The sequence below is a fragment of the Curtobacterium sp. MCPF17_031 genome (genome assembly GCF_003234035.1).
GTDB lineage: Bacteria > Actinomycetota > Actinomycetes > Actinomycetales > Microbacteriaceae > Curtobacterium.
On sequence record NZ_QKSG01000008.1, the window covers coordinates 163878 to 181981 of the forward strand.

Below are 18104 nucleotides of genomic sequence, written 5' to 3' on the forward strand. Positions count from 1 at the left end.
TTCCGCACCGCACCCGTCGAGGCGTACCGTGCCGGTCAACCACTCTACGTGCGCAGCCGAGATCAGGAGGTGAGCGCATGGACGCATCGATGCGTGCACCCCTGAACGCGGTCATCCGTTGGGCTCTCATGGCCTCCGGGATCGCGGTGGCGCTGGTGCTGCTCTCGCTCTTCTTCGGTGCTCGGCCCGCTGCGGCGGCCGGGGTCCTCGGACTGGGTGGGGCGTCTCCGAGCGGCTCGCAGACGAACTCGTCGCAGCGCTCGGACGGCCTGCTGAGCGGCGTCGTCTCGGGCGTCGGTGGCACGGTCGAGGGAGTCGGGCGGGCCGTCGGGAGCGTCGTCACCCCGGTCCGACCGGCCCCCGCGCCGGTTCCGGCAGCACCGGCCCCCGCGCCGGTCCCGGCCGCGCCGGCGCCGGTTGCTCCCGCTCCGACCGCCGCAGCACCCGCCCCGGTTGCCGCAGTCCCCGCTCCGGCCTCCGCACCCGCAGCGACTCCCGCGGTCCCAGCGGCTGCACCGGCCCCGGTCGCCACAGCTCCGGCCAGCACGCACACCGACCCGGCCGCAGCCCCCGCGCCGACCTCGGCCGGCGAGCCGTCGCACTCCGCCGCCACACCGGCGATCGCAGCCGGAGCGCCCGCAGCCACGCCGACGACCCGCCCGGACACCTCGCTCGTCGGCGGCGTCGTGTCGGCCGTGAGCGGCGCCTCCCGGCCCGTCACCGACACCGTCGTCACCGTCCTCGACCCCGTCACCGGGGCCGTGCAGGACCTCGCTGGTGACCGTCCGGTGACCGCGATCGTGGCCGTCGTCGACCGGGTGGTCGGGAGCCTCCCGGTCGTCGGCGGACTGCTCGGTGACGACACGCTCGGCACCGTCACGGCGCCCGTCACGGGCGTGGTGGACGACACCCTCGGCTCGGTCGGTGACGTCGTCGGCGCTGTGCCGGGCGTCGTGGCCGAGGTGCCCGACGTCGTCGGCGGCCTGCCCGGCGTCGGTGGCGGCTTGCCCGGCGTCGGTGGCGGCTTGCCCGGCGTCGGCGCTGGTCTCCTGCCGGGAGGCTCCCTCCCCGTCGTCGACGTCCCCTCGGTCCCCGTGGTGGGCACCCCCGGCACCGGTGGCACGCTCGTGCCGACGGTGCCGGGAGCTTCGGTCGCCGCGTCGACCACAGCCACCGCCGCCGTGCGACCCGTGGAGACGACCACCGGACCGGCACCCGCGCCGGCTGCACCCGTCACGGGCACCGCGGACCAGCCGGCTGCGACGACCACCCCGTCCGCCGCTCGCGCGAGCACCTCGGCGATCGTCGCCGGTCCGCTCGCTGCCGTGACGACGTCCACCTCCCTCGCTGCCGCGACCTTCGGTGGCACGGCCCTCATCCTCCCGGACGGTGGCGCGCCGACGCACGCACCGTTCGAGGGCGCCACCGGTGGCACCGCAGGCGGATCCGCCGCGGGCGGCTCGGCCGGCGCGACCCCGATCGGCACCGTCGGTGCCGACGCACAGACCTCCCCCCTCGCCACGGGTCACCGTGGCCCGGTCACCGACGAGGCCCTCCCGGCATCGCTCGTCGGCGACCACGACGTCGCTCCCGATTGAGATCGGCGCACCTGCCCGCCACGGCAGGACGCGCCACCGACCGCTCCCGTGCGGTCGACCGACCATCTCGATCAGGAGTGAATGACCATGAACAAGAACGTCACCCGAGGGCTCTTCTTCGCCCTCTGCGTGGGCGGGCTGACGCTCGGTGGAGCCGTCGCGGCGAACGCGGCGACGACCACCGGAGCGGACGGCATCGCCTCCGGGACCCAGATCGCGCCGAACGTCGACGCCCCGGTCTCCGTCACCCGCAACGCCTTCGGCATCGTCGGCGACGCGGTCTCGACCGCCACGAGCCCGGCGGCTGCGTCGGCCCCCGCGGCTCCGGTCCCTGCGGCTCCGGTCCCCACGCCGGCACCCCCCGCGCCGACGACCAGCGGTGCTGACGGCGTCGCCTCCGGCACCCAGGTGGTACCGGAGGTCACGGCTCCCGTGGACGTCACCGGCAACGCCGTCGGCGTGCTCGGCGACGCGGCGGCTGCTCCCGCACCAGCGGCACCGGCGGCACCCGCACCAGCTCCTGCTGCTCCTGCTGCACCTGCTGTTCCGGCTCCGACGACCAGTGGCGAGGACGGCGTCCTCTCCGGCACCCAGGTCGCGGGCGACGTCGACCTCCCCGTGACCGTCGGCGGCAACGCCGTCGCCGTCGCCGGGGACGCCGCCAGCACCGGCTCGAGCACGGCGGGTCCGGCGTCCGCGCCCGCCACCGCGGCTCCGGCAGAAACGGCCGCATCCACCTCGGGCACGGACGGCCTGCTGTCCGGCACACAGATCCTGCCGGACGTCTCGATCCCGGTCACGGTGTCGGGCAACGGCATCGGGCTCCTCGGGGACGGTGCCGCGACCGCCGGTCCGTCGGCCTCCGGCACTCCGGTCGGTTCCGGTTCGACGGGAGGCGCGCCCTCCCCGACGACGTCGGGCTCCGACGGTCTCATCTCGGGGACAGAGCTCCTCGGGACCGTCTCCGTGCCGATCACCGTGACCGGCAACGGCATCGGGGTCCTCGGTGACGGCGCCAGCACCGGCGGCTCGACCACCGGAACGGGGACCCGTACCGCTCCGGCCTCGGGCGGGACGACCTCGGGGGAGGACGGTGTCGGTTCCGGCACCCAGGTCGCTCCCGTGGTGTCGATCCCCGTCACGATCGGCGGGAACGGCATCGGCGTCATCGGTGACGGCACGAGCACCGGCGGCTCGACCTCCGGCTCCGGCACGACGCCTGTCGCCGGGGGCACGACCTCCGGCGAGGACGGTGTCGGTTCCGGCACGCAGGTCGTCCCGGTGATCGACGTCCCCGTCACCATCGGTGGGAACGGCATCGGTGTGGTCGGTGACGGCACGAGCACCGGTGGCTCGACCACCGGCTCCGGCACGAGCACCGGCACGACGCCGGTCTCGGGTGGGACGACTTCAGGTGAGGACGGTGTCGGCTCCGGCACGCAGGTCTCACCGGTGGTGTCGATCCCGGTGACCGTCGGTGGGAACGGCATCGGCGTCGTGGGTGACGGCACGAGCACCGGTGGCTCGACCACCGGCTCCGGCACGAGCACCGGCACGACGCCCGTCGCCGGGGGCACGACCTCCGGCGAGGACGGTGTCGGTTCCGGCACGCAGGTCATCCCGGTGATCGACGTCCCCGTCACCACCGGTGGCAACGGCATCGGTGACGGCACGAGCACCGGTGACTCGACCACCGGCTCCGGCACGAGCACCGGCACGACGCCGGTCTCGGGCGGGACGACCTCTGGTGAGGGCGGCATCGGCTCCGGAACGCAGATCATCCCGGTGATCACCATCCCGGTCACCGTCGGTGGGAACGGCGTCGGCGTCATCGGCGACGGTTCCAGCAGCACGCCGGGCACCACGACGCCGGGCACGACCGACCCGGGCACCACGACGCCGGGCACCACGACGCCGGGCACCACGACGCCGGGCACCACGACGCCGGGCACGACCGACCCGGGCACCACGACGCCGGGGACCACGAATCCCGGCACCGGAATCACCCCGGAGACGGGTACGACTCCCGGTGCCACCACCCCGGTGACCACCCCGGTCACGACCGTCCCGGCCACCCCGGCCGCGCTGGTCACCCCGGTGGCAGAGGTCACGCCCCCTGCCGCAGCCACCGCGGTCGACTCCACGTCGACGGGCAACGGGGTCAGCACGACCCGCACGACCACCGGTACCACCGGCACGCTCGCCTACACGGGAGCGGACCGGCCGGTCCTCCCGGCCCTCGCGGCACTGCTGCTGCTCCTGGCCGGCCTCGGGACGATGACCCTGCGGCGCCGCCACTGACGCCGACCCGCTGAACGGCTGCGGAGCACCGGGGTCCCCGGTGCTCCGCAGCCCCTGCCCGGGCGAGCAGACCCGGACGAGCTGGCCCGAACGGGGCGGACCCGAGGCGACGAGTCCTGATCAGGACCCGTCCTGTGAGAGTGCTGTACGCCTCCTGGGCGGCCGTCAACCCTTGCTGAGCACAGCGGCAGCCGACCAGTGGCTGTGCGACAGCTGGGCGGCAGCACGATGAACCCGTGCCATCCGACGTGCTCCAGCTCCCGATCGTCCTCCCGGCCGTGCTCGTGCCGGTGGACGTGGTCGCCGTCGTCCTCGTCCTCGTGACGGTCTTCGGACCGCGCGGTCGGGCGAAGGGCGCCGGCGCGACCGACCACCCGGTGAGGCGACGGCGGGACCGGGGCGTCCCGGCCGTGCTCGTCCGGATCGCGGCGATCGCGGTCGGCGCCGGTATCGGGCTGGTCGCCGTCTGGTGGTTCGGTGACGTCCAAGACCGCTACGGCGTGTCCTTCACGGTCGTCACGCGCATGTGGGTCGCGTTCACGGTGGGTGCCGTCCTCCTGTTCCTGGTCGTCCTGGTCCAGGGCGGCAACGGTCGCCGGATCGTCGGGCTCGGAGCCGCCCTGGCGGTCGCCATCACCGCGGGCCTCGGCATCAACGTCGACTTCGGGGCGTACCGGACCATCGGCGAGGCCGTCACGCCGAACCCCTACCCGACGGGCAGCCTCGACCACCAGCACGCGGCCCGACCCGGAGCACGGGTCGTCGACACGGCGACGTGGACCGCGCCGGAGCGGATGCCCGATCACGGCCGTGCCATCGCGGTCCGCATCCCCGCGACGGTCTCGCACTTCCACGCCCGTCGCGCCGTCGTGTGGCTGCCTCCCGCCGCGCAGGTCGTGGACCCGCCGACCCTGCCGGTCCTCGTCGCGCTCTCCGGGCAGCCGGGGCAGCCGGCCGACATGTTCCAGACCGGCCGGCTCGGGTCGTTCCTCGACGACTACGCCGCGGCGCACCACGGCATCGCGCCGATCGTCGTCTCGCCCGACCAACTGGGGGCACCGGGCCACAACCCGATGTGCGTCGACAGCCGTCGTCTCGGGCGGAGTGCGACCTACGTGATGACCGACACGGTCCGGTGGATCCACCAGCACCTCGACGTGGCCTCGGGCAGCGCGGCATGGGGCATCGGCGGCTTCTCGCAGGGGGCGACCTGCGCCATGCAGTTCTCGAGCGCGTACCCGGAGGTGTTCGGCACGACCCTGGCCATCTCCAGCGAGATGGCCCCGGCGAACGGGGACCTCCGGCACACCGTCGCGGTCGGGTTCGGCGGCTCGCGTCCGGCCTACCTCCGGGCCACCCCGGAGGCCCTGCTCGCCGCCCACACGCCGTACCACGACCACCTCACCGTGTTCGGCTACGGCGAGGACGACGCTCCCTACGAGGCCTCGACGCTCGCGCTCCGGGCCGCGTCGAAACGCGCCGGGATCGCCGCCACTCTCATCGTCTCGCCCGGCTCGGCCCACGACTGGAACACCGTCCGGTACGTCCTGGGCCACGGCCTCCCCATCGTGATCGCCCACCTCGGGCTGCCCGTGGACGGGGTCCGTCGATGACCGCGAAGGGCGCACCCGACACCGCCGCTCCGGAACAGCCCGCGGCCCCGCCGCATGAGGTCGGCCACGAGGCCGCCGCGCGCGTCCTGCGCGACGTGGGGCGGGCCTCCCGGTCGGTCCGGCACGCCGTCACGCGACAGCCGGTCACGGCCGTCGTCCTGGTCCTGGTGCTGCTGGCGTCGATCACCGCCGCGTCGTTGCGGTTCGCCCAGGGCCGACAGGTGCCGGACGCCCTCGTGCCCTTCCGGGTGTTCGCCGTCACCACCGGTGTCCTCGCGCTGGTCCTGACGCTCACCGGTGTCGTCGTGCTGGTCGGTGCCTCCGAACGGCTGATCGGCTCGCGGCGCACCGTCTCCGCCTTCCTGGCGACGAGCGTCATCGGGGCGGCGGCCGCAGCCGTCGTCGGTCTCGTCGACCCGGACGGCCGCCGTGGTGCCGCCCTGCTCTCCGTGGCCGAGGGCCTGGACCCGTGGACGGCGATCCTGGGCACGGTCATGACGGCGAGTGCCTTCGCCGGCCCGCTCTGGCGTCGTCGGATCCGGGTCAACGCGCTGGCGGTCGTCCTCACGCTCTTCCTCTACGCCGGACACACCGCCGACCTGTCCGCCGTCGTCGCCACGGCCGCGGGCTGGGGACTCGGCGAGGTGTTCCGACGCACCCCGAAGCGCACCGGCTGGACCCGCAGCTCCCACCGCGAGACCCGGGTGCTGCTCGGGACGGTGGTCCTGGTGTCGGCGGTCGGACCGGTGATCGCGCTGGTGTCGCGCGCCCGGGTCGGTCTGCTCGCGCCGCTCGCCGCGGTCGTCGGGACGGGCCCAGCAGACCAGCCCTCCGCCTGTCGCGCCGACGGCGTCGCGGGTGAGTGCCTGCACCGCCTGCTGACCTACCGTGCGACGGACCCCTGGTCCCTGCTGCTCGCGATCGCACCACTGCTCGTGCTCGTCGTCGGGGCGGTCGGTCTGTTCCGTGGCAGCCGCTTCGCGGTGTCGCTCGTCGTGGTGGTCGACACCGTCACCGGGATCACCGCCGCCGTGACGTACACCCACGTACCCGGACGGGTCGAGCAACTCCGCGGGTCCGAGGACGACGTCGTCGTGGTCCTGTCGATCGCCGCGTCGATCGCGGTCCCGCTCCTCACCGGGCTCGTCCTGCTGCTGCTGCGGCGGTCGTTCACGGTCGCGGTCGCCCGCAGCCGCGTCGTCACCTTCAGCGTGACGGTCCTGGTCGCGGCCGCTGTCCTGGCGGCCGTCGTGTTCGTCGTCGCCGACGCGTCACCGGTGCGGGTGCACGACCCGCTCGGCCTGGTCGTCGCCGTCCTCGGACCGCTGTCACCGGTCGTGCACCACCGTGACCTGCCGATCCGGGATCCCGGTCTCCGGACGGTGCTGGACCTCGTCGGCCCGCTGCTGTGGGCCGTCGTGGCCGTCGCCGCGATCCGTCCGGCCGGTGCGACACCCGGCGCAGCCGACTCCGACGTGTCCGCCGCGGACCGTGAGCGTGCCCGCGCGCTGCTCGTGGCGGGTGGCGGCGACACCTTCGGCTGGATGGCGACGTGGCCGGGCAACGCGCACTGGTTCAGCGCGGACGGTCGCGCCGGCGTCGCCTACCGACGGACCGGTGCCGTCGCGGTCGCCCTCGGCCCGTTCGGCTGGCCGGACGCGCGCGGACCGGCGCTCACCGAGTTCGCCCGGTACTGCGACGACAACGGCTGGACGGCGGTCTTCCACGGCATCGACACGACCAGCGCCGCGGCCCTCACCCGGCTCGGCTGGCGCACCCTACCGGTCGCCGAGGACGCCGCCTTCGACCCGCGTGCCTGGACCACGAGCGGCAGCCGGAAGCAGGACGTCCGCACCGCCGTCAACAAGGCCCGTCGCTCCGGGTCCACCGCCACCTGGTCGTCGTGGCAGGACCTGCCCGTGGCCACCACCCGGCAGATCGAGGCCATCTCCGAGGAATGGGTCGCCGATCGTGAACTCCCCGAGATGGGCTTCACGCTCGGCGGCCTCGACGAGATGCGGGACCCGGCCGTCCGGACCCTCGTCGCGCAGGACGCCGAGGGCACGGTCCTCGGGGTCACGAGCTGGTTGCCGTACCACCGTGCGGGCAGCGTGGTCGGCTGGACGCTCGACGTCATGCGGCGACGGAGCGACGCCCCGAACGGCGTGATGGAGTTCCTGGTGGCCTCCGCTGCCGAGGTGATGCGCGACGAGGGCGTCGAACGACTCGGCCTCTCCGCCGCGCCGCTCGCCCGCACGCCCGGTGGCGCAACCACAGGGGACGGCGTCGAGACCCTGCTCGAACTCGTCGGCGGCGTCCTCGAGCCGGTCTACGGGTTCCGGTCGCTGCTCCGGTTCAAGCGGAAGTTCGGCCCGGGACTCGAACCGCTCGTCCTCGCCTACCCGGACCCGGTCGCGCTGCCCGCCATCGGCGTCGCGGTGGTCCGCGCCTACCTGCCCGACCTGTCGCTCCGGCAGGCGTTGGCACTGGTGCGCGGACGCGGCTGAGCCGCCGGACGGGCGGCCCGGTGCACCCCCGAGACGCCGCGTGACGCCCGGCGGATCATCCGCCCACGACGGTCGGGGTGCTGGGGTATCGTCGGTGACACGCAAGCGCTCCGGGGTCGGTGCAAGTCCGAACCGGTGGTGACAGTCCACGAGCGCCGCGCCGGGTCCGCCCGGTGCGGGGTTGACCTGGTGCAATCCCAGGACCGACGGTGAGAGTCCGGACGGGAGGAAGCGCTGACGGAAGGTGATGGTCGTTCCGCGATCCCGCCTGCCGTCCGCCGACGACCGTCGCGCGCACCCGGAGTCCCGTTGAGAGGACACCAGTGTTCACCGGCATCATCGAGGAACTCGGCACCGTCACCGCCGTCGACGAACGTGGCGACTCCGTCGCGCTCACCGTCCGTGGCCCGCTCGTCGTCTCCGACGCGCAGCACGGCGACTCCATCTCGGTCTCGGGCGTCTGCCTGACCGTCGTCGAGCAGAGCCCGGAGACCTTCACGGCATTCGTCATGAAGCAGACCCTCGACATGAGCGCGCACGGATCGTTGCGGGCCGGCGACCGGGTGAACCTGGAGCGCGCGGCCTCGGTCGGGGACCGGCTCGGCGGTCACATCGTGCAGGGCCACATCGACGGCACCGCGACGGTCCTCCTGACCGACGGGGACGGCTGGCGGCGGGTGCGGTTCGCGCTGACGCCGGAGCTCAGCCCGCTCGTGGTCGACAAGGGCTCGATCGCGATCGACGGTGTCTCGCTGACCGTCAGCGCGGTGTCGCCGGAGTCCGTCGCGCCGGACGCCGCCTGGTTCGAGGTCAGCCTGATCCCGGAGACCCTGGCCGCCACGACGCTCGGTGCACGGGTGCCGGGGGACCGCGTCAACATCGAGACCGACGTCCTGGCCCGGCACGTCCGCCGGATGCTGCGGCTCGACGCTGCTGCTGCTGCTGCCGCTGCCGCTGCCGCTGCCGCTGCTGCCGCTGCTGCCGGTGCCGTCGGTGCTCCCGTCGGGGCGGAGGCCCGCTGATGGTCGCCGACACCGCTCCCGTCGTGCCGACCCTCGCCGACGACCTCGGCCTGTCCTCGGTCGCGCAGGCGATCGCCGCCATCGCCGCCGGCCGTCCGGTCATCGTGGCCGACGACGAGCACCGCGAGAACGAGGGCGACGTCGTCCTCTCCGCGGAACTCGCGACGCCGGAGTGGATCGCGTGGACGGTCGCGCACTCGTCCGGGTTCATCTGTGCGCCGGTCAGCGCCGAGATCGCCGACGCCCTCGACCTGCCGCCGATGGTCCAGCACAACGAGGACGTCCGCGGCACCGCCTACACCGTCACGGTCGACGCGGCCGTCGGCGTCACGACCGGCATCAGCGCCCACGACCGCGCACGGACGCTCCGGGTCCTCGCCGACCCGGGTTCGGTCCGCGGCGACCTGCACCGTCCGGGGCACGTCGTCCCGTTGCGGGCACGCCCGGGTGGCGTCCGGGAGCGCGCGGGGCACACCGAAGCCGCGATCGACCTCGTCACCGCCGCCGGACTCCGGCCCGCGGCGGCGATCTGCGAGATCGTCGACGAGCACGGCGGCATGATGCGCCTGCCGGAACTCGTCGGACTCGGGGCACGCGAGGGCGTGCCCGTCATCACCATCGCCGCGTTGGCCGCCTGGCTCCACGCGGCCGACCGGGCGACGGACGTCGCCCGCACCGAAGGGACACACGCATGAGCGGAGCAGGAGCGGCGGAGCGCGAGCTCGTCGACGGCAGCGGCATCCGGGTCGCGGTCATCGCCGGACAGTGGCACGACGTCATCGCGAACGGACTGCTCGCTGGGGCGCAGCGCGAGATCGAACGCCTCGGTGCCACCGCGCAGGTCGTCCCCGTCCCGGGCAGCTTCGAGCTCCCGGTGGTCGCGAAGGCCGCCCTCGAGTCCGGCTTCGACGCAGCGGTCGCCCTCGGCGTGATCATCCGCGGCGGGACCCCGCACTTCGAGTACGTCTCGGACGCGGCGACGAGCGGGTTGACCAAGGTCGCGATCGACACCGGCAAGCCCGTCGGCTTCGGCGTGCTCACCCTGGACGACGAGCAGCAGGGGCTCGACCGCGCCGGACTGCCCGGGTCGAAGGAGGACAAGGGCGCCGAGGCCGCACACGCGGCGATCGCCACGGCCGTCACGCTGCGTGGGCTGCGCGCCTCCGTGTAGCGGGACGGCGTTCGTCCACCGTCGTGCATCGGTACGACGCAGAACGGCCCCGCACCATCAGGTGCGGGGCCGTTCTGCGTGTGGCGGTGTGTGGCTACCGCTTGCCGAACACGTGGATCGGCAGGAAGAAGGAGAGGCTCATCAGCAGCACACCGGCGATGAACACGAAGGCCTGACCGGAGTCGACCTGGAACGCGAACCCGAACAGGTACATCGACACCAGCAGCAGCAGGATCGAGAAAACAGCAGCGAGGACGCGGCCCACGGTGGTACCTCCGGGAATCGAGCGGGTGGATCGCGCCCAGTCTATCCCCAGGACCGGGAGCGACCGTTCACGCAGCCGGTTTCGTCGCGATCAGGCGGTCGACGACCTGGAGCAGTGCCGCCATGTCGACCGAGGCCCGGTCGGGACGGACGTCGCTCGCGGCCCCGAGCGACGCCGCGTGGTAGAGCCCGTCGCCGAGGAGCTTGACCGCCTGCGCCGTGGGGACGTCGTCCAGCGCGTCGACGAGGGTGGCGAGCCAGGCGTTCTCGGTCTCGTCCAGGGTCCGGCCGGCCTCTTCGTACCCGGCCTGCTGCAGGCGCGAGGCCGCGAGCAGGGCGAGGTCGAGCTCGCTGCCGACGAACTGACAGTTCTCGACGAAGTAGCGCGCTGGGCCGTCCTCGGCAGCGCGCATCCGTTCGATGTCCAGGGCGGACAGGTCGGCGAGCCGTTCGCACAGTCCCTCGACCAGGGCGGCCTTGGACCCGAAGTGGTAGAGCAGTCCGCCCTTCGAGACACCGGCGCGCGCGGCGACGGCGTCGAGGGTGGCGGGACGTTCGCCCTCCTCGCACACGATGGCGACGAAGCTGTCGAGGACGCGGTCGCGAGCACTGGCCATGCGCACGAGTCTAGAGACACGCCGGGGGCAGTGTGCTCCGTGAACGTTCACGGTCTCTTGTTCCGCGGGTACGCACCGGATAGCCTCGCCCCGACCGTGAAGGTTCACGACGAACAGGATCCGCATGTCAGCGCAGACCGCGACCCCCACGCCCACCACGAACGACACGACCCCCGGCTGGGCGGTCCTCGGCCCCGGGGGGATCGCCCGACGGTTCCTCTCGCAGCTGTCGACGAGCAGCGGCCGACTCGTCGCCGCCGGTAGTTCGTCGGTCGAGCGGGCGCAGGCCTTCGCGGACGAGGCCGCCGAGCACGGGTTCCCCGAGGTGGTGGCGGGCACCTACGACGACGTCCTCGCCGACCCTCGGGTGGACGCCGTCTACATCTCGACCGTGCACACCGGGCATACGGCCCTCGTCCTCGCCGCACTGCGGGCAGGCAAGGCCGTGCTCTGCGAGAAGCCGCTCACGCCGAACCACGGCACGACGATGGCGCTCGTCGACGCCGCACGACAGGCCGGACTACCGCTGGTCGAGGCGTTCATGTACCGCTTCCACCCGCAGACGGCGGCCTTCCTCGACCTGGTCCGCGATGGCACGGTCGGCGCCGTCACCCACGTCGACGCGTCGTTCGCCTTCCGCACCGAGGAGCGCTCCGGCCGACTCTTCGAGGTCGAGACCGCCGGCGGCGGGATCCTCGACGTCGGCTGCTACCCGGTCACCATGACCGCGGCGGTCGTGCAGGCCGCGACCGGGGTCGCGGTCGCCGAACCCGTCGAGCTGCACGCCGCCGGGACGCTCGGTCCGACGGGCGTCGACGAGTGGACCGTCGCCAGCGCGACGTACGTGTCGGGCATCACCGCGAGCCTCCGGACCGGCGTCCGCGTCGAGGACACGAACGCGGTCGTCGTGCACGGCACGCGCGGCAGGATCGTGCTCCGCGACCCGTGGACCATCGGCGGCGACCCGGTCATCGAGGTCCGTACCGTCGACGCCCCACCTGCCGAGACGTCCTTCGCCGGTGCCGCCCCCTACGGGCTGGAGGCCGACGCCACCATCGACGCCCTGCGCGCGGGCCGGGTCGACGCGCCGCAGATGACCACCGACGAGAGCCTGGCCGCGGCCCGCACCCTCGACCGCTGGCGTGCGGCGATCGGATTGCGCTACCCGTTCGAGGCCGAGACCGCCGACATCCCGACGGTCAGCGGCCGCCCGCTCACCGTCGCGCCCGACGCCCCGATGACGTACGGCGAGTTGCCCGGCATCGACAAGCGCGTCTCGCGCCTGGTGATGGGCGTCGACAACCAGCCGGACCTGGCCCACGCGAGCGCGGTCTTCGACCACTTCGTGGAGCAGGGCGGCACCGTCTTCGACACCGGGTACGTCTACGGCGGCGGAGCGCTCGAGGGCCGCTTCGGCGCCTGGGTCCGCAACCGCGGCATCCGCGAGGACGTCGTCGTCATCACGAAGGGCGCACACACGCCGTACTGCGACCCGGAGTCGCTCACCCGTCAGCTGCTCGAGAGCCTGGAGCGCCAGGGCACCGACTACGCGGACGTCTACATGATGCACCGGGACAACCCGGACATCCCGGTGGGGGAGTTCGTCGACGTCCTCGACGAACACCGCCGCGCTGGGCGCATCCGGGTCTTCGGCGGGTCGAACTGGACCCCCGCCCGGTTCGACGAGGCGAACGCCTGGGCCGCGGCGAACGGCAGGCACGGGTTCGAGGTGCTCAGCAACCACTTCGGTCTGGCGGAGGCCCTCGACGTCCCCTGGGCCGGGTGCGAGCACGTCACCGACCCGGAGTCGAAGCGTTGGCTCGAGGAGCGCCAGATCCCGCTGCTGCCGTGGTCCTCGCAGGCGCGCGGCTTCTTCACCGGTCGGGCCCGTCCGGACGACACGAGCGACGCCGAACTCGTGCGCTGCTACTACTCGGACGCGAACTTCGAGCGCCTGCGCCGCGCCGAGGAACTCGGGGGGCAGTACGGCGTCCCGGCGACCGCGATCGCCCTGGCGTACGTGCTGCACCAGCCGTTCCCGACCTTCCCGCTGTTCGGCCCGCGGACCATCGCCGAAGCGCGTTCGTCGATGCTGGGCCTGACCGTCGACCTCACGCCCGAGCAGGTGGCATGGCTCGACCTCCGCAGTTGACCGGCACCAGCGGCCGCGCGACGATCCTCGACGTCGCGGCGGCCGCCGGGGTGTCCCGGCAGACCGTGACCCGCGCGGTGAACGGCATGCCCGGGATCAGCGACGCCACGAAGGGGCGGGTCCTCGCCGCCGCCGAGCAGCTCGACTACCGCCCGTCCCGCTTCGGGCGGGGGCTCGTGTCGGGCGGCACCCACCAGCTCGGGCTGCTCGTCGACGACCTCCGGAACCCGTACTCGCCGGAACTCGCCGCCGCGGTCCTCCGGCTGGCGGCCGCGCGCGGCTGGAACGTGATGCTCGCCGACGTCGGTCTGGCCGGCGACTCCGACCGGTCGGTGCAGGACCTCGGTGCGCAGACCGACGTCGTCATCGGTTCCCTCGGGACCCGCGCTCCGGAGTGGATCGAACGGCTCGGCTCGGTGCCGGTCGTCGAGTTCGACCCGCACGACGCGCCCACGCGCGGTGCCGTCCGGCTCGACCCGGAGGGGGCCGTGGAGGCCCTCGCGGACCACCTGGTGGCGGTCGGCGTCAAGCACCCGCTCGTCCTCGACGCGCCGTCCTCCGCTGGAGCACCGGGCGAGCCGAGCGCCCGCGGTGCGCTCCTGCTCGACGCGCTGCGCCTACGCGGGTACCTGCCCGAGCACCTGCACGCCGAGGCTACCTCCGCCGATGCCGGTGCCGCGGGCACGGCCGCAGCGCTCGCGCGGCACGCCCGCCTCGACGCGGTCGTCGCGTTCAACGACGTGATGGCGCTCGGGGTGCTCGCCGCCTGCCGTCGCGCCGGTGTCGAGGTCCCCGACCGCGTCCGCGTGGTCGGGATCGACGGCCTGACGCTCGGCACGCTCGTCGCGCCGACCCTCACCACGCTCGCGGTCGACCTCGACGAGGTGGCCCGCCATGCGGTGGACCTGGCGCTCGGCATGCTCGACGGGTCGCTGCCGCGGTCCGGCCCGGCGGCGGAGCGGGTGGTCCGGCACCGGCTGGTGGTGCGCGAGTCCGCGTGAGCGGTTGATCCACCGGCCGACCGGCGGACGGGAGGCGCGGGGCGGCCCCGATCCGTGCCTCCCGAACGCCATTGGTTGCACTTGCAACCACAACCGTCTGGACGGTACACTAACGGGACCTTGACGGGACGCGTGACGACTTCCGCGTCCCGTCTCGTCTGCGCTCAGCCCCTGCGGGGCGGCCAGCGCGACACGCTCGAAGTCCTGGAGTCCGCCATGTCCGCACTGCTCACCAGCCCCGTCGCCACCCGGATCACCACCAATCGTGGCTCCCGGTTCGCCGCGCTCGCGGTGCTCATGCTGCCGGTGCTGCTCATCTCGGTCGACAACACCGTGCTGAGCTTCGCGCTGCCCTCGATCTCGCGCGCCCTGCACCCGGATGCGACGACGCAGCTCTGGATGGTCGACGCGTACCCGCTCGTCCTGGCCGGGCTGCTCGTCGTGATGGGGAGCATCGGTGACCGGGTCGGACGCCGCCGGATCCTCGTGATCGGCGCGACCGGCTTCGCGCTGCTCTCCGCCGTGGCGGCCTTCGCCACCGAGGCCTGGATGCTCGTCGCGGCCCGGCTCGCGATGGGTGTCTTCGGCGCGATGCTCATGCCCGCGACGCTGTCGATCATCCGCAACGTGTTCCCCGACGACGGCGAACGACGCCTGGCGCTCGCGGTCTGGTCGACGATGTTCGCCGCCGGCAACGCCCTGGGCCCGCTGGTCGGCGGCGTGCTGCTCGCGCACTTCCACTGGGGCAGCGTCTTCCTCGTCGCCGTGCCGATCCTCGTCGTGATGCTCGTCGCCGTGCCGTTCTGCGTGCCGGAGTCCCGCGACCCGGAGCCCGGGCCCGTGGACGTCCCGAGCATGCTGCTGTCCCTCGGCGCCCTCGCCCCGACCGTCTGGGCGATCAAGTCCCTCGTGCACCCGGAGGAGCGGGGACTGGCGATCGCGATGGTCGCCGTCGGCGTGCTCTGCGGCATCGCGTTCGTCCGCCGGCAGCTGCGCTCCCGCACGCCGATGCTCGACATGCGCCTGTTCCGCAGCACCGCGTTCACCGGCAGCGTGCTGATGAACATGGCGGCGATGTTCTCGCTCACCGGGTTCCTGTTCTTCATCGCCCAGCACCTGCAGCTCGTGGCCGGGCTCGACCCGTTCGCCAGCGGCGTCGTGCTCGTCCCCGGCGCGGTGCTGACGATCATCGCCGGCCTCGCCGTGGTGCCCGTCGTCGCGCGTGTCGCTCCGCGCTGGGTCGTGTCCGTGTCGCTGCTGTTCTCGGCCGCCGCGTACGCCCTCGTCGCGGTGCTCGGCCACCACGCCTCGATCGCCGCGCTCGCGTTCGCGTTCGTGCTGCTCGGCATCGGCATCGGCGCGTCCGAGACCGTCACGAACGACCTCATCATCTCGACCGCCCCAGCGCACAAGTCCGGTGCGGCGTCGGCGATCTCGGAGACCGCGTACGAGATCGGTGCCGTGCTCGGTACCGCCGTCCTCGGCACGATCCTGGCCACGGCCTACCGAGCCCACGTCGTCGTGCCGGATGGACTGCCCTCGACGGCGCACACCGCGGCGGGAGAGACCCTCGGCGGTGCCGTCACCGCGGCGACGCAGCTCGGCGGGTCCGCAGGGCAGGCGCTCCTGGAGTCCGCCCGTGCCGCCTTCGACTCGGGTGTGACGACGACGGCGGGCGTCGCGGCGGCGCTCATGGTCGTCGCCGCAGCAGGAGCCGTCGTGATGCTGCGGCGTCGCTGACCCCGGCGTCGCGGCACGCCCGGGATGGGCCGATCCTGTGAATCATGGACCGGCACCCGGGCGCAGGTCCTACGTTGGGAGGTGGCCGCGACGACCGCGGCCGAACCCACGAACGAGGAACGACCACGACTGACATGCCCGACGCCGCTCCGGTCGACGTCCCCCAGCCCGGCACCCCCGCCGCCCCGCCCGAGATGGACGCCACCACGGCCGACATCACCGCCGCGTACAAGGACGCCTTCCGTGGACACCCGGCCGGAGTCGCCGTGATCACCGCCGAGGGACCCGACGGACCGACCGGCCTCACCGCGTCGAGCGTCGCCTCGGTCGCGGTCGACCCGCCCGTCCTGGTGTTCTCGCTCTCGACCAACTCCGGGTCCGCCGGGGTCGTGCTCGGCGCGCCGCTGTTCGTCGTCCACCTGATGGACGCCCGCGGTGTCGCCCTCGCCAAGCGCTTCGCCTCCACCGGCAGTCCCGCCGCCGACGACCCGATCTGGGGCAGGCTCCCCTCGGGTGACCGCTACCTGCCCGACGCCGCCAGCGCACTGCGCTGCCGACCGCTCTCGACCACGCCGATCGGCGGCTCGACCGTCGTCGTCGCCGAGGTGCTCGACATCGTCGTCGGGCTCGACCGCGGTGAGCCGCTGGTCTACCACAACCGGGAATTCCACTCCCTGACCGATCGTTCCCGGCTCTCGTGAGCCGCGGAGCCCCGCACCCCACACCACCGATCGAAAGGACCGCCCATGGCTGAGTACACCCTGCCCGAGCTCCCGTACGACTACGCCGCCCTCGAGCCGCACATCAGCGGCAAGATCATGCAGCTGCACCACGACAAGCACCACCAGACCTACGTGACCGGCGCGAACACCGCGCTGCAGCAGCTCGGCGAAGCCCGCGAGTCCGGCAACTTCGGTGCGATCAACAAGCTCGAGAAGGACCTGGCGTTCCACCTCGGTGGCCACGTCAACCACTCGATCTTCTGGACCAACCTCGGCCCGGACACCAAGGTCCCGGAGGGCGAGCTCGCCGCCGCCATCGACGAGTTCTTCGGCTCGTTCGAGAAGTTCCAGGCGCAGTTCTCCGCCGTCGCGAACGGCATCCAGGGCTCCGGCTGGTCCGTCCTCGCCTGGGACGTCGTGGGCCAGAAGCTCGCCACGTTCCAGCTGTTCGACCAGCAGGGCAACATCCCGTTCGGTCTCGTCCCGATCTTCATGCTCGACATGTGGGAGCACGCCTTCTACCTCGACTACCTCAACGTCAAGGCGGACTACGTCAAGGCCGTGTGGAACATCGTCGACTGGGAGAACGTCGCCGCGCGCTTCGAGAACGCCAAGTCGCAGAGCTTCGTCACGCTCTGAGCGTCCCCGACGCGGGTCGCTGAGGCGACCACCTGATGACGGAAGGCCCGGTACCAGCTGGTACCGGGCCTCCCGTCATCCGGTCGTCACGTGACGTCCTGACGGAGGCTCAGCGCACACCGACGCCGATCTCGGCCGCCAGCCGCCGAGCGACCCCACGAAGGGCGTCGTCTGTGTGGACGACGTCGCCGTCGAGGACCGCACCCCACTGGACTCCCCGGGCGGCGAGGACGGCGCCGCGGGCCAGCCGGACCGCCTCGTCGTCGCATGCCCCGTGCTCCCGGCACCACGCGGTGAGCGTCTCGACGTGCGTCCGGTGCAGGCGCCGGTGCCGGTCATGACCCGACAGGTACTCGACCGCGCCGAGCTCGAAGGTCAGGCGTGCCGCCAGGAAGCGCTCCCTGACGTGCAGGGCGCCGAACACGTGGACGACGTACTCGGCCAGCCCCCGTTCGTCCGACGTGGGATCGAGGCAGACCGCGAGGACCGGGCCGCTCAGGTGCTCGACGACGGCGTCGATCAGGCCGTCTCGGGAGCCGAAGTGGTAGACGATCGGGTACGCGCTGGTCCCGAGGACCCGACCGAGGCTGCGGACGGAGACGTCCTCGATCCGGGTGCTGTGGAGGTGGTCCGTGACCTTGCAGACGATCGCGGGCTTGAGCGTCGGGTCCGGTTTGCGTGGCATGGTCTCTTCCGGGGCGGTGGTGGGACGGCTGACCGCAACGGGGACCGAGCGGACATGTGTCATGTTACCGGA

At 73.1% G+C, this 18104-nt stretch carries 15 protein-coding genes and 1 riboswitch; of the genes, 12 read left to right on the plus strand and 3 right to left on the minus strand.

Annotation, left to right across the window (positions count from 1 at the left end):
* Nucleotides 1-89: 89 nt before the first annotated feature.
* The 7 genes from DEJ31_RS17260 to ribH all read left to right on the plus strand — a co-directional run bounded on the left by DEJ31_RS17260 (nt 90) and on the right by ribH (nt 10212).
* Nucleotides 90-1598, plus strand: coding sequence for a hypothetical protein (locus tag DEJ31_RS17260; protein ID WP_111122037.1), 1509 nt, complete (start codon nt 90-92; stop codon nt 1596-1598).
* An 87-nt stretch (nt 1599-1685) separates the two neighbouring features.
* A complete protein-coding gene (locus tag DEJ31_RS17620) occupies nt 1686-3899 on the plus strand; it encodes a cell wall anchor protein (RefSeq protein WP_181433525.1) in 2214 nt (737 codons plus the stop codon).
* Nucleotides 3900-4135: 236 nt separating this feature from the next.
* Nucleotides 4136-5512 (plus strand): esterase family protein, encoded by a 1377-nt coding sequence (locus DEJ31_RS12715; protein ID WP_111122038.1) that lies wholly within the window; start codon nt 4136-4138, stop codon nt 5510-5512.
* Nucleotides 5509-8019 carry a DUF2156 domain-containing protein gene (locus DEJ31_RS12720; RefSeq protein ID WP_111122039.1) on the plus strand — a complete coding sequence of 837 codons (2511 nt, stop codon included), beginning with the start codon at nt 5509-5511 and terminating at the stop codon, nt 8017-8019. Before DEJ31_RS12715 ends, DEJ31_RS12720 begins: the two co-directional genes overlap by 4 nt.
* 103 nt (nt 8020-8122) lie before the next feature.
* A riboswitch (FMN riboswitch) is annotated at nt 8123-8256 on the plus strand.
* An 86-nt stretch (nt 8257-8342) separates the two neighbouring features.
* The gene (locus DEJ31_RS12725) at nt 8343-9041 is read left to right on the plus strand and encodes a riboflavin synthase (RefSeq protein ID WP_111122040.1); all 699 of its coding nucleotides are present in this window, start codon (nt 8343-8345) and stop codon (nt 9039-9041) included.
* Nucleotides 9041-9736: a 3,4-dihydroxy-2-butanone-4-phosphate synthase gene (ribB, locus tag DEJ31_RS12730; RefSeq protein ID WP_111122041.1), complete on the plus strand. Its 696-nt coding sequence runs from the start codon at nt 9041-9043 to the stop codon at nt 9734-9736. The genes DEJ31_RS12725 and ribB overlap by 1 nt, the downstream gene beginning before the upstream one ends.
* Nucleotides 9733-10212: a 6,7-dimethyl-8-ribityllumazine synthase gene (gene ribH / locus DEJ31_RS12735; protein WP_110902590.1), complete on the plus strand. Its 480-nt coding sequence runs from the start codon at nt 9733-9735 to the stop codon at nt 10210-10212. Before ribB ends, ribH begins: the two co-directional genes overlap by 4 nt.
* Before the next feature lie 94 nt (nt 10213-10306).
* Here the strand turns inward: ribH and DEJ31_RS17270 are convergent, their stop codons facing one another.
* Both DEJ31_RS17270 and DEJ31_RS12740 read right to left on the minus strand, forming a co-directional pair.
* Entirely contained in the window at nt 10307-10477 is a 171-nt protein-coding gene (locus DEJ31_RS17270) for a hypothetical protein (RefSeq protein ID WP_181421469.1), read from the minus strand.
* A gap of 67 nt (nt 10478-10544) precedes the next feature.
* Complete coding sequence (locus DEJ31_RS12740; protein WP_110902591.1) at nt 10545-11093, minus strand: TetR/AcrR family transcriptional regulator; 549 nt, start codon at nt 11091-11093, stop codon at nt 10545-10547.
* 124 nt (nt 11094-11217) lie between these two features.
* Between DEJ31_RS12740 and DEJ31_RS12745 the strand changes: the two genes are divergently transcribed.
* The 5 genes from DEJ31_RS12745 to DEJ31_RS12765 all read left to right on the plus strand — a co-directional run bounded on the left by DEJ31_RS12745 (nt 11218) and on the right by DEJ31_RS12765 (nt 17347).
* A complete protein-coding gene (locus DEJ31_RS12745) occupies nt 11218-13245 on the plus strand; it encodes an aldo/keto reductase (protein ID WP_111122042.1) in 2028 nt (675 codons plus the stop codon).
* On the plus strand, nt 13224-14246 hold the full coding sequence (locus DEJ31_RS12750; protein ID WP_111122043.1) for a LacI family DNA-binding transcriptional regulator: 1023 nt from the start codon (nt 13224-13226) through the stop codon (nt 14244-14246). Before DEJ31_RS12745 ends, DEJ31_RS12750 begins: the two co-directional genes overlap by 22 nt.
* A gap of 216 nt (nt 14247-14462) precedes the next feature.
* Entirely contained in the window at nt 14463-15986 is a 1524-nt protein-coding gene (locus tag DEJ31_RS12755) for an MFS transporter (protein WP_111122044.1), read from the plus strand.
* A 134-nt stretch (nt 15987-16120) separates the two neighbouring features.
* Entirely contained in the window at nt 16121-16687 is a 567-nt protein-coding gene (locus DEJ31_RS12760) for a flavin reductase family protein (protein ID WP_258366292.1), read from the plus strand.
* A 45-nt stretch (nt 16688-16732) separates the two neighbouring features.
* The gene (locus tag DEJ31_RS12765) at nt 16733-17347 is read left to right on the plus strand and encodes a superoxide dismutase (protein WP_110902595.1); all 615 of its coding nucleotides are present in this window, start codon (nt 16733-16735) and stop codon (nt 17345-17347) included.
* A 109-nt stretch (nt 17348-17456) separates the two neighbouring features.
* Here DEJ31_RS12765 and DEJ31_RS12770 read toward each other — a convergent pair whose 3' ends face one another.
* Nucleotides 17457-18032 carry a TetR/AcrR family transcriptional regulator gene (locus DEJ31_RS12770; RefSeq protein ID WP_110902596.1) on the minus strand — a complete coding sequence of 192 codons (576 nt, stop codon included), beginning with the start codon at nt 18030-18032 and terminating at the stop codon, nt 17457-17459.
* Between the last annotated feature and the right edge of the window lie 72 nt (nt 18033-18104).

Excerpts from the sequence above, each read along its gene's own strand:
- DEJ31_RS12740 (WP_110902591.1), bottom strand. The coding sequence starts at position 11,093 with ATGGCCAGTGCTCGCGACCGCGTCCTCGACAGCTTCGTCGCCATCGTG.
- DEJ31_RS12755 (WP_111122044.1), top strand. The coding sequence starts at position 14,463 with ATGTCCGCACTGCTCACCAGCCCCGTCGCCACCCGGATCACCACCAAT.
- ribB (WP_111122041.1), top strand. The coding sequence starts at position 9,041 with ATGGTCGCCGACACCGCTCCCGTCGTGCCGACCCTCGCCGACGACCTC.
- DEJ31_RS12770 (WP_110902596.1), bottom strand. The coding sequence starts at position 18,032 with ATGCCACGCAAACCGGACCCGACGCTCAAGCCCGCGATCGTCTGCAAG.
- DEJ31_RS12720 (WP_111122039.1), top strand. The coding sequence starts at position 5,509 with ATGACCGCGAAGGGCGCACCCGACACCGCCGCTCCGGAACAGCCCGCG.
- DEJ31_RS12750 (WP_111122043.1), top strand. The coding sequence starts at position 13,224 with ATGGCTCGACCTCCGCAGTTGACCGGCACCAGCGGCCGCGCGACGATC.
- ribH (WP_110902590.1), top strand. The coding sequence starts at position 9,733 with ATGAGCGGAGCAGGAGCGGCGGAGCGCGAGCTCGTCGACGGCAGCGGC.
- DEJ31_RS17620 (WP_181433525.1), top strand. The coding sequence starts at position 1,686 with ATGAACAAGAACGTCACCCGAGGGCTCTTCTTCGCCCTCTGCGTGGGC.
- DEJ31_RS17260 (WP_111122037.1), top strand. The coding sequence starts at position 90 with ATGCGTGCACCCCTGAACGCGGTCATCCGTTGGGCTCTCATGGCCTCC.
- DEJ31_RS12760 (WP_258366292.1), top strand. The coding sequence starts at position 16,121 with ATGCCCGACGCCGCTCCGGTCGACGTCCCCCAGCCCGGCACCCCCGCC.
- DEJ31_RS12745 (WP_111122042.1), top strand. The coding sequence starts at position 11,218 with ATGTCAGCGCAGACCGCGACCCCCACGCCCACCACGAACGACACGACC.
- DEJ31_RS12765 (WP_110902595.1), top strand. The coding sequence starts at position 16,733 with ATGGCTGAGTACACCCTGCCCGAGCTCCCGTACGACTACGCCGCCCTC.